The sequence below is a fragment of the Pseudomonas sp. CH235 genome (assembly GCF_004368175.1).
Taxonomy (GTDB): Bacteria; Pseudomonadota; Gammaproteobacteria; order Pseudomonadales; family Pseudomonadaceae; genus Aquipseudomonas; species Aquipseudomonas paraglycinae.
In genome coordinates, this window is the sequence record NZ_RRZJ01000030.1 from 13,706 (window position 1) to 26,814 (window position 13,109).

The following is a 13,109-nucleotide window of genomic DNA, read 5'->3' on the forward strand; positions in this document are numbered from 1 at the left end:
CACGCGTGCGCGTGAACGCGCGTATCTGTGCCCGCTACGCATACACGGGTGGGAGGCAAAAAAGGTGGGACGGTGGGACAGCCCAACAACGACGGGGCCTGTGCCCGTCCCGCGACTGCAAAAGCAGTAGGACGGACGCGGGTCGGTGGGACGGCGTAAGCCAGAGGGATGCCCAAGATCAAGCCGCTTCCCCCAGGAGGAAGTGCTCGACCACGATGTGGGCGTCATGCAGGCGTTGGTAATAGACGTTGCGTGTACAGCCGCTTCGCGTCAGACGTGCCGCCAACGGCGCGTCAGGCTGGAAGTAATGCACCTGCACCACGGTCATCAGCTCAGGATCGAGGCGTTTCTTGACGATGCGCTCAATGTCCAGTGAGGCTTCCAGCGGCACCCGGCTCCCGCGCCTGCCGCGCACGAGCTGACCACCGCTTTCCATCATCATCGCAACCATGTTGCCGCCCGAGTAACCGGCGGCCACTTCATCGCTGTGCAGCTCTTGCGCCCATTGTTTGAGGGCCATATCGATTGCCTTAATCATCGAAGCATGGCTCCTCGAACTCGTCCCGTTGCAGCGCAGACGCCCTGCCCCAATGCTCGGGTTTCCTGTACGCCCATGGCCGCTGACCGCTCTTGTTCAACGCCCCCAAACGGAAGCGTCGCCAGCCGAGCCGGTGCAGGATTGCGCCGACGCGCATCTGCTCGGGCTTGCCCCAATGCCCTGGGTCGAGCTTGAGTGCTTGACTCATTACCTCGCTGCCGGTGGTGGTCTCGCCGATCTGCGACTCTTCGAGCCAGGTCAGAATGGGCGTCTCCCATTCGTCCACCACAAAGCGCTCGTCCTGCTCCTCGCTGAACATCGGCGCTTCCTCTCGCGTGACCCACCAGAGGTCGCCGGCCTCAAAGCAGAACACCGCTTCGGCCCACAGCTGGTCGCGGATCTCGCGCAACAACGGCACGTCGACCTTGGTACAGGCGACCGGCCAATAGCGGCGGTTGCCGGTGGCGTCTTTGAGGTATTCGTCCTGGTTGGTGGTGCCGACGAAGACACACTGGCGTGGCACGTCCAGGGTTCTGCGGCCATAGCTTTCGCGGTAGGTGTCGGTCGACGCCGAGAAGAACTGCTTGGCCTTGGTGCTCTCGGCCTTGTTGAAGCTGTCCAGCTCGCCGAGCTCGACAATCCACTTGCCACGAATTGCCTGGAAGCCGTCCTTGTCGCCGAGGGCAAACGGCGTGTCCATGAACCACTCACCGCCGAGCACGCTCATGGCGGTCGACTTACCGGCGCCTTGTACGCCTTCGAGGATCATCACCGAGTCCGCCTTGCAGCCGGGCTTCATCACCCGCGCCACGGCCGAGATCAGCCAGCGCTTGCCGACCTTGGAGGTGTAGTCGGTTTCCTTCACGCCCATCACATCCGTCAGCCAACGCTCCAAACGCGGCACACGATCCCAGTCGAGTTTTTTCAGGTACTCGCGCACTGGGTGAAACGCGTGGTCGTGAGCGACGACGCTGACGGCCTCGATCACGTGCGAGGACTTCACGCGCAGGTTGTACTGCTGAGCGAGCCACTTCATCACGCGCACGTCGTCGATGTCCGCCCACTCGCCGGTGCCACCGCCATAAGGGGCCGCGCGCAACTTGACGATTTTCGAGCTGAAGGCGCAATAGCTGATCACCCCGGCCCAGCGTTCGTCGTGAGCGAGGATCAGTTCGACGTTCTGCATGTGCGCGATCAGGGCGCCACTCTCGCTGCGGGCCAGTTGATCTTTCCAGCCACCGGCAGCGGGAGGACGGACCACCGCGAGCACTTGTCGACGCACCGCGTCGAGGCCTTCGGCGACGTGCAGGTCGTTGAAGTCGGTCCACTTGTCGTGACGCTCGACCGCGAAGATCGGCGCAACGACCTGGGCACCAACGATCAGCGCGGCGTTGCTCGCTTTCTCCTCACCCGGGTTCCAGGCATCGCCATTAGGCTTGGTGGTCTTCCAGTCGTCATCGCGGCAAATGATCAGCGGGCAGCCGGCAAAGCGCTCGCGCATGACCTTGCACACAGCCAGCAGGTTGCCCGCATCGAAGGCCACGGCGACGGCGAGCGACGTCGCCATGTGCAGGCTGGCGCCGGTAGCGTAACCCTCACAGACCAGCACCGGTTCACCTGGTACCGGGTGCGGGCCGAGCAGGTGAAAGGTGCCCTCCTTCGCCATCCCGTAAGGCCAGTAGGATTTGTCGCGGCCGGTGTCTTCCTGCTTGTTTGGGAAGATCACCTGCAGGCCCATGATCTGATCACGGGCGTTCTTCATTGGGACCAGCACGACGCCAGTGCGTGGCGCGTAGCGCACGTTGATACCGACGATCTGTTTGCGGTCCAGGTAATCGCTGCGCCCGGTGGTCGGCATGCGCTCGAACAATCCCTGCGCCCTCTTCGCGGCCCGCCGCGCAGCGTTATTCGCGATTTCGGCGGCGCGGCGCTTGGCTTCTTCCTGGCGAGCGCGCATCACTTCGCGCTCTTCCGGCGACATGCGACCGGCCTTGACCTTGATCTTCTGCGTCTCGCCCGAACGCCAGTCACCGAAAGCACCGAAGATCAGGGTGTCGCCCTTCTCCGTGCGCTGCTCGTGAACCACATACCAGCCGTTCTTTTCCTTACCCTTGTCCTGCGATGTCTTGCAGCGGGTCAGCTTGCCGAACACCAGCGGTTGCGCTGGCTCCAGACCGTAATCGGCGAATTGCCCCAATACCTCATCGAGCATGCTGAATCCCCCGCTCAGAGAGGGACTGGCAACTGATGCATTGCGAGCAACCCGGCTGGGCCAGGCGGCGTGCTTCCGGAATCGGATCGTCACAGGCTTCACAGAACAGCAAAGAATGGGCAGCGCTTTCGGCTTTGGCAGCGCTGCGCGCGGCCATGGCCTGATCGATGCGCTCCTGCACCAGATCGTTAGCGAAATCGGCGATGTCAGCCACGGTCAGCACCTCGCGTCGTCTGGTTGACGTAGGTGGCGCGGTTGAACAAACCCAGCAGACCTTGAATACCCCGGAACACCTGCAGACGAATCGCCGCGAGTTCCTGATCAGTCACCACACCGTCGCCGATGCTCTTGGCCCAGGTCTCGGCCAGATCAGCAACCTGGCGGAAGTATTCGGCGATGCCCGTCGTGAGCGTTTCGGGCATGTCGTGGGTATAGGTGTCGGCCAGTTCCTGCCAGATCGTGTCGCCGACCAGCGCATGCACCGCATCGAGAATGCGGCGGTCCTTGGTCAGTTCGAGGATCTCGCCGAACTCCTGAATGTTAATGGAGTGGCTCGGGTGGGTCGGCGACAGTTTGTGCTGCAGCGTAGTCGGGTTACGACCGGTCGTGGCAGCGATGGCAGCAGCGCCGCCCGGGTAATCGCGAGCGGCGTGGTACAGCGCTAAATCGAGCGGCAGGATTTCCCGCTGCGCCCGTTCCAGAGAACTGAGAGCGATACGGCTCATGGCATTAATCCTAAAAGTTGCCAGTGCCGCGCGACAGAAGTTGGTGATACATTTGCCGCGTGGTCTGGAGAGGCCCAAAGCCGGCTAGGTTCGTAAGACCAACACCGGCACCGTGCCGGGGCGAACGATCCGTTGTTCACCCCTGGCGCAACAGCTGCCAGCTCTGTGGTAAGAACGGCAGCAACACCAAGGCTTCCGAGCCTTGGAAACGCGATGAAAGTCGGCGGCATGTTGTGTGCTCGCCTTCCGACATCGCGACCCGACTGCATTGTGGTGATGCTGTCGGGAGAAACTGGGCGACCCTTGGGTCGCCTTTTTTCTATGCAGCTTGTATTTCAGCATCGGATTCGGCTGGGAATATCTCGGGTAAATCCGGCCTAAGCTGATGAGGTAGCAGCGCTCCAGAAAGTGCTTTCGACAGATGTCGAACCTGTGCGACTGGGATACCTCGCCGACGCCAATTAAAGAATCTCTGAGGGCTGATTTTGCACTCTCGCGATAGCTGGGAAGGGCTTTTGCCGGAGGCCTCAGCAACCTGCAGTACTAAATCGAATATCTGAGCAGGTGTACTCATGACGTTATCCATACCAAACAATTTGAACGGCAAGACCAAACAATACGTTTGTTATCATCTGAATGCAAGCGCTGTAACATTCTGTTTATGAGTAAACAAACGCAAAACCTCAAAGGCCAACGCTTTCGTGAAGCGCTCGAAGACTCCGGATTGACGGGGGCCCAGCTCGCTCGAATTCTCGATCTCGAGAACGACCAGAACATCACGAACTGGAAAGCTAGGGGCGTCCCCGCGTACATGGTCGGCGAAGTTGCGCTGACACTTGTCGTGGAGCGCGAATGGCTAGAAGGGAAAGATGTACCAATGCGGACCAAGAGCACTGAGCGAAACCCATTACGCCCGGCTGCTAACGATTCGCCGCTTTACGTGCTAGAGCCAATGGCTCCTTGGGACTCAGAAACACCAATAGACAATGACGAGGTGGAGCTAAGGTTGTACAAGGAAGTGGAGTTATCCTCTGGGCCTGGAAAGGTTGCGCGTACAGAGGTTCAGGAGATCGCTGGGCCCAAGCTTCGTTTTTCACGAGCTACGATGAGGACTTGCGGAGTAGATCCCTCAAACGCTGTATTTGCCACCAACAGCGGGAACAGTAATCACCCACTGATTCTTTCGGGAGCGACAGTCGGCATTGATACGGGAATGACGCGAATTGTTGACGGCGAAATGTACGCAATCGACCACGACGGGCATTTTCGGATTAAGTTTCTTCAACGTACTGCCAACGGCATCAAGATGAGGAGCTTCAATTCACAGGAATACGCTGACGAAGACTATGACTTCGATCAGATCATGGCTCAACGGGTGGTAATTCTTGGCCGCATATTTTGGTGGTCATCAATACGTCCATTGAAAGGCCCCTCTCTGATCTGATACCAAACAAAATGTGTTGACCAAAAACCAAACAGATTGTTTACTTGCCTCACTCTCCAACCACAGTGAGGCATCACCATGCGCGCCACCGCATCCCTACATGTCCATCCTGCATGCGTCAGCAATCGCAAACTGATCGAACAGCTGCAGCTCGCCACGGGCTGTCTGGTCGTCATTCATAACAGCAAACCCAAGCTTGTCGCCAAGTCCTGCCAGCCCTCTCCTATCGATCCGAACGGTGGAGGGCACGCAGCATGATCAAGTACAAGATCGACAACCGCACCCTGCAGCTGCTCAACGCCCAGGTCAACCTGACCGAGACCTTCAACCATGTCCTGCGCACAGCACCGAAGCGTGAATGCCTGGCATTCCGTCTCAAGGCTGAGCGCGGCACAGTGGAAAGCACTTTTGTCGTCGAACTGGGCTGCGAACGCCACACGCTAACCCTGCCAAACGACAAGAAGATGCACCTCAAACTGGCCGATTTCATTGAAGAGATTGCCAACGGTCCGTTCGACGCGAGCAACTCCAGCGACCTGGTGCCTCTCCCGCATGCCGATCGTCAATACGGTCGCTTTGAAGTCCAGGACAAGCAGCGCGTGTTCGAACTGGTGCACACCGGCGGCGTGCTGAGCCTCGACATGGGTTTTGAACTTCCCCTGCATGTGGCGCTGCATCGCACTCATACAAGCCGCGGCGTCACCGCGATCTTGAGCATCGGCAACAAGAGTCCGCACACACGCTGCTTCACCTTGTACGACTCCGATGCCGAGATTTACGCAAAGGTGATTGAGTCCATCAACCACCTTGCTGCAGCGGCCACTCCAGCTGCGCACGCAGCATGAGGAGGACGCTATGGAACGCACTCTCGCCCAAGCAGCCGCTCAACTCGGCCTCACTCGCCCCAAACTGATCGCTCTCATGCGGGAAAAAGGTTTGCTCAAGGGAAACCTGCCGGCGTGCCCGAAGCGCGACAAAGCGTACCTGCGGGTCAAGGACAGCCCCTGGTATGACGAAAAATGCGGAATGCAGTACAGCCAGTCGACCCGCGTCATGCAAGCCGGTATCCGCTGGCTAGCCGACCAGTTGGACATCGATCTACCCGCCATCCCGGCAGATCGCCGTGACGTGGCCTAGGGAGTACGCCCGCCAGATCGTTGCCATGCGCACACGCGAGGAGCGTAACGCCGCGCTCCTCGAAGTGCCCGAACATCTGCGCGAGCTGACCAGACGCCACTGCTTGAATGCCTGGAACCACCCGGCACGACAACAACGCAAGGAGGCTAGACAAGGCCATGAGTAACGCTGCACAGAATCCGCTTCGCCTTCATCCGGCGCCCGAATCGGCCACCGTCGAACTGCTCTATCGAATCTTCGGTGACGTCCTGATCCCGCTAGAAAAAGTCCGCGAGCAGTACTTTCGCAATCTCAACGAGCAGTCGTTCGTGACGGAGATCAACAGCGGCCGGATCCAGCTTCCGATCACCACGCTGGACACCAGCCGCAAGGCCTTGAAGTACGCCCATATCCGGCACGTCGCCTCGCTGATCGACATCCGCGCCTACAAAGCCGACGAGAGCATGCAACGCCAACAGGGCGAAACCATACCAGCAGAAGCGAATTTAGAAAGGGATAAACATGGAAATTCATAGCGAAACTCTTGCCGAGGACGAACTGGTCGCAATCACCGGATATCAACGACCTTCATCGCAGCTGGACTGGCTCAATCGAAATGGCTGGAAATACGTACTTACAGGTGCAAGACGACCCGTTGTTGGTCGCGTGTACGCGCGAATGAAACTGTCCGGTGTGAAGCCTTCATCTGACAATATTGCGGCTGAAGCCTGGTCGCTAGATCTTTCACGCGTGGGGTAAAAATGCGACCAAGAAAGGCTGCAAATCGGGATCTGCCACCTCGAATGATTAGGCGGGTCAGGTCAATGAAAAACGGTTCAGAGTGGGTCGGGTATTACTACGACGGGAGAGATGATCAGGGGAAGAGGAAGGAAATTCCGTTGGGTAGGGACTTGGATGTCGCCAAGGCGGAATGGGCGAAACTCGATTGCAAGCCAATTCCGCAAAAGAACACCCTTCTGGGAAAAGTTTTCGACCGATACGAAGCCGAGATCATTCCGGCGAAAAAGCCAAGAACCCAAAAGGACAACTTGCTTTCACTGACGCAACTCAGGAAAGCATTCAGTGAAGCGCCGATCAATGCGGTGACACCACAGGTGATAGCTCAGTACCGCGATAAACGGACCGGGAAGGTTCGGGCAAATCGCGAGATCTCACTGCTCTCGCACATCTATAACATTGCCAGAGAATGGGGTATCACTGACAAGGAAAATCCAGCCTCCGGTGTGCGCAAGAACAAAGAGACACCACGTGACTTTTACGCTGATGCCGCGATCTGGAATGCCGTCTATGGTGTTGCCGTGCCAGAACTCAAAGACGCCATGGACCTGGCCTATCTTACGGGCCAGCGCCCTGCTGATGTCCTATCCATGCGCGCTACGGATGTCACCAACAGCTTTCTGCTGGTTGCACAGGGCAAGACCTCGAAAAAGCTCCGCATCCGGCTCGATGCCGGCGAGATCATTAACGGTTTAGGTGAGCTGATAGAAAAGCTGCTCGTACAGCGGAAGGTGCGCGCAGTACGAAACCCGTATTTGATCATTACGGAGGATGGTCGCCGCGTGACTGCGCCAATGCTTCGCCTACGATTCGACGATGCACGCAATGTTGCTATCGCGAAAGCTCTAGAGGACGAAGATGCGCAACTCGCTTCAAGCATTCGACAGTTTCAGTTCAGGGATATCCGGCCGAAGGCAGCCAGTGAGATTGACGATCTTAGTCATGCCAGCCGACTGCTTGGGCATACCGATAAACGCATAACAGAAACAGTTTATCGACGCGTCGGCGAGATTGTGAAACCCACACGATGAACCCAACATAATTGGTTAAATTCGCTCAGGAGTGCTCTAACCGCTCACCTCGAACTTTAGAACTGCCTCCGCGACATGCAGCTCTCGGCCATTAGCTGCCGCTCACGAACACCTGCTTTCGGCCAGAAGCGGACGCAAGTGGCCAATCTTCAACTAAATTCAAGTCCAGCAAAGACGGCATCGAGCAGTGTCGCGCGTGTCGCGCGCCATTGATCAGCTATTGCGTCATATCCTGCAATTGGCAGGCGCTGATCGGTGCTAATAGTCCGAAGAAGCTCCATAGTCCGGCCACGGGCCTCAGGACTGAGTTTGCCAGCCGCTGCCAAATAACGGGAAAAACTACCACTAATGCTCGGATCTACGTCTTTATTGATTCTTTCGCTCAGAAGGCCTTGAAGTTCCGAATCCCACTGGAGCCTTTCTTCGACCGCTAAATTGGTATGCGACTGGGCATCAAACTGCGAACGCCACCGGCGACAAAGCATGGATTCAAGTAATTTGCAAAAGGTGGCGCTGTCCGCACGGTGGGCGGCCACGCTCACAGCTAATGTCCACTCTCCGAACTCTTTACCAATATCATTGAAGTCAACAGGAAGCGTTAGTTCCTCTGCGTCAGGCGCGAAGATGGCAAGCGGGATAGCGGTCGCGGTGACGGGAGTTTCGTTGAACTGATCGACAAGTCGCTGATGCACACCGGGGTTGTCGGAGAAATGTTCGCGTAGGATAAGCCCCACATCGGCATTAACCATCGCGCGGTCATTCCTATATGCCCTGCTATCTATTGTGTCCCAGCAGCGAGCTAGCAAGAGATCGCTGCGAGGACGTTCAGCGGCAAGCGCGCGCAACGCGTGCGGTGTGCGCGGCATTTCGCCACGTTCAGCCAGAGCTAGGAATGCCGCTCGAGCAGCAGGCGAGGCCCCTGGAGCCGTCGATAATATTTCAGCGAGCCGGTTGTCGTTGCCAAGTGTCTCAAACCGTTTAGACAAGCTATCGCCGAAGGCAGCCTCGAACTCTTCGAAGCGCTCGCAGATCAACCGCTCAATAGCTGGGATGCCTTCAGCGAGATTTCCAGTATAGAGCCCGACCGGCTTGCCACGTTCTTCAAGATTCACCATTGTTTCAAGTGCGCCCATTGTAACCAGCCCAGCAAGTGCTGCGGCGCGGATCGACCCATGATCGATCCCGACGTTGATCGCCTTGTCGAGAAGCGTTTGCCGAGCAGTTTCATGAGCGTCAGTTAGTAGCGCCCGATGATGTGCGATCACCATCCGTACGCGCAGCTCGGGATCAGTTTCGAGCATGCCCTGACCCAGTATCGCCTCAAGCGCCGTTCCTGCGGCGCCAGTCGCAGCGACCTCAACGACTTGCGTGCGCAGATCGACCGGCAAGGGCACTGCTATGTCAAATAGCGTAGAAGCGAACTCCGGATCGTCTTTGTAACAGGCAGCGATTGCCTCCAAAGGCCCATCAGCTTCACGGAGATACTTGCGGGCAACTTCGCGGATACTGTTATTTTCTCCAAACGTACGGAGTAGCGGATAGGACACTCCGAGCGTGCCGCGAAATTGATCTGGAAAGGCGAGGATTGCGGCTACTGCTTCGTCGTCGGAAGAGTCACAGCCGCATGCTTCCAAGCCAATGATGAGTAGATCGCGCCGAACCTCAGAGCGCATACCCATACGAATCAGCCTTGCGCGAGCAGCTGCCTTATCGAGCACGATATTGGGAAGGAGAGCGACAAGATCGTCTAGGTCCTCGTCGACGGCGTCGATCAGCGCATCGATGGCAGATTTGACCTCAGGATGATCGCGCCCCCAGCCAGTAAGTAAAGTGCTCAAAGCCCAATGACGGTTGAATTTTTCCTCCTTGTTGCCAAGCACCTCAATCATCGCAGCCGCAACTTGCCCGTCTGCAACATGAGCGACATAGTTCGGTAACGCGTGCATTTTGATGAGTCGGTTCTGTGGTTCGCACCAATGGGCATTCGCGGCGGAGCGGATATCTGGATCGGCCGCGGCGAAGCGGCCCACCTGTGCCCAACAACGATTGTTGCTCATTATATTGAAGGGGTGTTCACGACCGAGCTCAGCGAGAATCCAGGTACGGACATCGGCGCGATCGAGAGGTGACTCCAGAAGATACGCGATAGCGCTAGTGTGTTCCCAAATCGAATCAAAGTTGCCCGATAAGCGATCGAGGGCGCTTTTCACAAGTGTTTCGTCGCCGGGCCAGTACTTCATGAGCATTGTCGCAGCGAGATCGTGATGCGGATAAGAAACGTCTGACCAATGGTTTTGGCAACGTAGCACGGTATCGCGCGCTTCGTCGGATGCCGAACCTGTTGCGGCGAGTCCGAGGATACCAACTAGGCGCAGTTCCGCTCCGTGCGAAAGCCATGCTTCCTGAAAGAGCGGCGTAACTGCGGGCGCGTCCGGCCAACCTAACGCTAGACTCTCGAGGATTGCGCTCGCGGCGGCGAGATCGCGCGTATTTGTCAACGCATTTAGAAGTCGTTCACAGGCCTCGGTCGAGGAAGAGAAGACGTTTGCATATGCGGCAGCAGCTGCACGTTGAACACCAGGATCCTCATCGTGCATCGTTTGAACCAGCAGGTCTTGAAGCTTTTCCGACGGCTGCCATGCGCCGAACGCTCCGATTAATGAAGCGCGATAGGGCCGCCGCCCAGGTAACCAGCGCCTAAGTCGCTGTTCGATGTCGACCTTGAACGTAGGGTCAGCAAGACCTTTCAGCACCGATGCTAATGCCTCTCTACGGGCGGGTACCCAATCTTCGGTTTCGACTCGGTGCATAGTCGCGAGAGCCAAACGCTTGACGGTTGCGTTCGCGGTCGCGCGCATAGCGGAACCGAACGCAATATCGCCTAATAAAAATTGGCGGTGGAAGCGCACCAGATCATCGGACTCAGGCTCCTCTATGATCCCGATCAGTCGATCGAACTCGTCTCGCCGCTGGATGTATCCGAGAAGATAGGTAATGACATTGCGCCAACGGCCCTCACCAGCATGCCTTCGGACGAACACTTCGATTTCGCTGAACGGCCAGCCACTGATGTGCTCGGCACAGAGAAACTCCTCGAAGCTTGCATGGACAAACCCGATCTCGGAGAACGCTTTCTCGACAATAAGCCCCTGAGTTTCAGCATTGACGGAAAGAATCTCATTGGCTGCGGCCCAAGCATCGCCATCGGGGAGATCGAACCCTTGTGGTGAAGTGAGGTAGGTGCGAAGAATTTCGCGCGCAGCGGTTAGCGGCATACCACCGCCGCCTGCCTGCTCGCGCATCGCGAACGCTAGCCGTGCAATCGCCGCCCGTCTTTGGTCTGGATCAGTGGCATGACGGAAGCGTGGCGTGGTGTCGCCAGAGGCCGTCGCTCGGTTCTCGGGATGGACCTCAAGCAAGACTCTTACTAACTGATCGTAAATGTCACCCCGTGTACGTGGAAGAATCTGGCCTCGCAGAGCAAGGGTCACTAGACCAATAAGGAGTAACGGCACCGCGGCAAGCGCGCCCAAGTTGGCATCGCGGGCCAACTCGGCCATGAACCGGCCGGTGCGCAGGCCAGCATCAGATAGGCCTGTGCCATTTGACTCAGTCGTTGCATAGCGCCCGAACCAGCGTCTAGCGATCGTAGCCTGCTGGATGGTCGACAGGGGCGCAACTGTTCCGCGCTTCCAATTCGCGGGAAGTGTACCGATGCGGCTCAACCCCCTAGGCCGGCCAGAGACAATCACGGGAACGTTATGCGCCTCGACGGTAGTCACGAGCGCACTCAGTGTCGCGCGAGCAGCCTGCTCGCCGCTCCACTCATCTAAGCCGTCTATGAGCAGCAGAACGCGCTGATCGTCAAAAGCGCGATCAAGCAGGTCAACGATTGAGCTCGTAAGAAAATGCTGCAGAGAACGCCGGACAATCTCCTTGATGCCGATTGCATGGCCATCGCGCGCAACCTGGGCAGACCAATGTGCGAACGGAATATAGACTGGAAGGTACTGCCCCCAGATTGTGGCAAGCTCGGGAAAATATGACTGACTTTTTAACAAGTCGAGTGCTACTACGCGTAGCAACGTGCTTTTGCCGCAACCGGCCTCACCGAGCAACACCAGCCGCTCACTGTCACCAAGCCATTCACCAACTGGCAGGCGCCGCATACGGCTATTAGCGACCGTGCCGCTTGACCTAGTTATTTCGGATTCCGGACTCAGCGGAGAAACATCAACACTGGTGGCGCTCCGCTCACCTTCGACACCAGTCACCTCAGCTCGATCATGGGGGCGTGAAGTCTCGCGTACTAGAATGTCGGGCTTGAGGAATCTTTCGAGCAATGTCAGTGCGGGCCTTCCATCCTCGTCGCTTATAGTCCCGAAACTGCCTGGATCGAAGAACTGAAACTGCACCTCGTAAACATTCGCGAGTTGCGCACGCACGCGTGCGAATGCATTTCCATCGAGCCGTGAGCCCAAAGCGCTGGCAACGTCCGTCCCGAGCAGTGCTGCGACCCAAGGGCGCCCGAAAAAATCGTCGATGAGCTCTGGTTGATATCGCAAGCGAGCGGTGAGCCCCTCACCGTCTAGAGCCAAAAAAGTGATACCTCGCGCGCGAAGCCGTGCGGCCTGGCGCTCGATTTCTTCCTGCATCACAGTCGAACGAAGAGATGCTTGGACCGCGACTGTAAAACTGATAGCGCGCGCGGCCCATGCTCCGTCGAGGAACAGATCGACCGCACTGAGTAATTGAGCCGCGCCAAAGCTACGATGACGCTTAGCCTGCAGGCAATGGTAGCGACCATCCGCCTTGCGCGCGTAAATATCTATGCCCTCCTGCGCCTCCCCTTGCCGTCCATATCGTGCGCAATGCTCGACATCGCCTTCGAGTGCAGTCAGTCGATGGCAAAGACGTTCAAAGTTCTCCCAACTCAGCGCATCGAACGGCAGCTCCTGATCGCGCGTGGCGACGGGAGCTCTGGAAGGTATCGTGTCTGGCGGACTGAGTACGGCAAATGGACTTGGCATCGCCATAGATTGGCATAGCGACAGGAGCTTCGCCAATGCCAATTGGACTATTCGGATTGTTGTTAAGACGTCCGATCAGATTCGAGTTCTGGCCGATTGCTGTCGGTCCCGAATGGCTGCGAACAGCCAAAAGCGGACGTAGGCAAGCGAAAGCTACCGACCAGAAGCTACTAACCATGATGGAGGCTTTTTGCCTAGAAAACCGAGTGTGCATA

General features: G+C 57.6%; 12 protein-coding genes. 7 read left to right on the forward strand and 5 right to left on the reverse strand.

What is annotated here, in order from left to right; translation table 11 throughout:
* Nucleotides 1-178: 178 nt before the first annotated feature.
* Genes EIY71_RS23560 through EIY71_RS23575 form a run of 4 tightly spaced genes read right to left on the reverse strand, consistent with a single transcriptional unit; the run spans nt 179 to nt 3,475 of the window.
* On the reverse strand, nt 179-538 hold the full coding sequence (locus EIY71_RS23560; protein WP_134023329.1) for a hypothetical protein: 360 nt from the start codon (nt 536-538) through the stop codon (nt 179-181).
* Nucleotides 531-2,750 carry a VapE domain-containing protein gene (locus EIY71_RS23565; protein ID WP_134023331.1) on the reverse strand — a complete coding sequence of 740 codons (2,220 nt, stop codon included), beginning with the start codon at nt 2,748-2,750 and terminating at the stop codon, nt 531-533. The genes EIY71_RS23560 and EIY71_RS23565 overlap by 8 nt, the downstream gene beginning before the upstream one ends.
* Nucleotides 2,740-2,964 carry a TraR/DksA family transcriptional regulator gene (locus tag EIY71_RS23570; protein WP_008080171.1) on the reverse strand — a complete coding sequence of 75 codons (225 nt, stop codon included), beginning with the start codon at nt 2,962-2,964 and terminating at the stop codon, nt 2,740-2,742. The genes EIY71_RS23565 and EIY71_RS23570 overlap by 11 nt, the downstream gene beginning before the upstream one ends.
* Nucleotides 2,957-3,475: a phage regulatory CII family protein gene (locus EIY71_RS23575; RefSeq protein WP_019649393.1), complete on the reverse strand. Its 519-nt coding sequence runs from the start codon at nt 3,473-3,475 to the stop codon at nt 2,957-2,959. Before EIY71_RS23575 ends, EIY71_RS23570 begins: the two co-directional genes overlap by 8 nt.
* 661 nt (nt 3,476-4,136) lie before the next feature.
* Here EIY71_RS23575 and EIY71_RS23585 point away from each other — a divergent pair.
* From EIY71_RS23585 to EIY71_RS23615, 7 genes are all read left to right on the forward strand, one after another.
* Nucleotides 4,137-4,919, forward strand: a complete 783-nt coding sequence (locus tag EIY71_RS23585) for a S24 family peptidase (protein ID WP_108224734.1) — start codon at nt 4,137-4,139, stop codon at nt 4,917-4,919.
* 78 nt (nt 4,920-4,997) lie between these two features.
* Nucleotides 4,998-5,177, forward strand: a complete 180-nt coding sequence (locus tag EIY71_RS23590; RefSeq protein ID WP_081794195.1) for a hypothetical protein — start codon at nt 4,998-5,000, stop codon at nt 5,175-5,177.
* The gene (locus EIY71_RS23595) at nt 5,174-5,764 is read left to right on the forward strand and encodes a hypothetical protein (RefSeq protein WP_134023334.1); all 591 of its coding nucleotides are present in this window, start codon (nt 5,174-5,176) and stop codon (nt 5,762-5,764) included. Before EIY71_RS23590 ends, EIY71_RS23595 begins: the two co-directional genes overlap by 4 nt.
* 10 nt (nt 5,765-5,774) lie before the next feature.
* Entirely contained in the window at nt 5,775-6,056 is a 282-nt protein-coding gene (locus tag EIY71_RS23600; protein WP_134023336.1) for a phage antirepressor KilAC domain-containing protein, read from the forward strand.
* Nucleotides 6,057-6,214: 158 nt separating this feature from the next.
* Nucleotides 6,215-6,571, forward strand: a complete 357-nt coding sequence (locus EIY71_RS23605; RefSeq protein ID WP_134023338.1) for a pyocin activator PrtN family protein — start codon at nt 6,215-6,217, stop codon at nt 6,569-6,571.
* Nucleotides 6,558-6,794, forward strand: a complete 237-nt coding sequence (locus EIY71_RS23610; RefSeq protein ID WP_134023340.1) for a DUF4224 domain-containing protein — start codon at nt 6,558-6,560, stop codon at nt 6,792-6,794. Before EIY71_RS23605 ends, EIY71_RS23610 begins: the two co-directional genes overlap by 14 nt.
* Before the next feature lie 2 nt (nt 6,795-6,796).
* A complete protein-coding gene (locus EIY71_RS23615) occupies nt 6,797-7,864 on the forward strand; it encodes a tyrosine-type recombinase/integrase (RefSeq protein ID WP_134023342.1) in 1,068 nt (355 codons plus the stop codon).
* 149 nt (nt 7,865-8,013) lie between these two features.
* Here EIY71_RS23615 and EIY71_RS23620 read toward each other — a convergent pair whose 3' ends face one another.
* Nucleotides 8,014-12,936, reverse strand: coding sequence for an NACHT domain-containing NTPase (locus EIY71_RS23620; protein WP_134023344.1), 4,923 nt, complete (start codon nt 12,934-12,936; stop codon nt 8,014-8,016).
* Nucleotides 12,937-13,109 lie beyond the last annotated feature (173 nt).

Excerpts from the sequence above, each read along its gene's own strand:
- EIY71_RS23600 (WP_134023336.1), top strand. The coding sequence starts at position 5,775 with ATGGAACGCACTCTCGCCCAAGCAGCCGCTCAACTCGGCCTCACTCGC.
- EIY71_RS23565 (WP_134023331.1), bottom strand. The coding sequence starts at position 2,750 with ATGCTCGATGAGGTATTGGGGCAATTCGCCGATTACGGTCTGGAGCCA.
- EIY71_RS23615 (WP_134023342.1), top strand. The coding sequence starts at position 6,797 with ATGCGACCAAGAAAGGCTGCAAATCGGGATCTGCCACCTCGAATGATT.
- EIY71_RS23595 (WP_134023334.1), top strand. The coding sequence starts at position 5,174 with ATGATCAAGTACAAGATCGACAACCGCACCCTGCAGCTGCTCAACGCC.
- EIY71_RS23590 (WP_081794195.1), top strand. The coding sequence starts at position 4,998 with ATGCGCGCCACCGCATCCCTACATGTCCATCCTGCATGCGTCAGCAAT.
- EIY71_RS23610 (WP_134023340.1), top strand. The coding sequence starts at position 6,558 with ATGGAAATTCATAGCGAAACTCTTGCCGAGGACGAACTGGTCGCAATC.
- EIY71_RS23575 (WP_019649393.1), bottom strand. The coding sequence starts at position 3,475 with ATGAGCCGTATCGCTCTCAGTTCTCTGGAACGGGCGCAGCGGGAAATC.
- EIY71_RS23560 (WP_134023329.1), bottom strand. The coding sequence starts at position 538 with ATGATTAAGGCAATCGATATGGCCCTCAAACAATGGGCGCAAGAGCTG.
- EIY71_RS23585 (WP_108224734.1), top strand. The coding sequence starts at position 4,137 with ATGAGTAAACAAACGCAAAACCTCAAAGGCCAACGCTTTCGTGAAGCG.
- EIY71_RS23605 (WP_134023338.1), top strand. The coding sequence starts at position 6,215 with ATGAGTAACGCTGCACAGAATCCGCTTCGCCTTCATCCGGCGCCCGAA.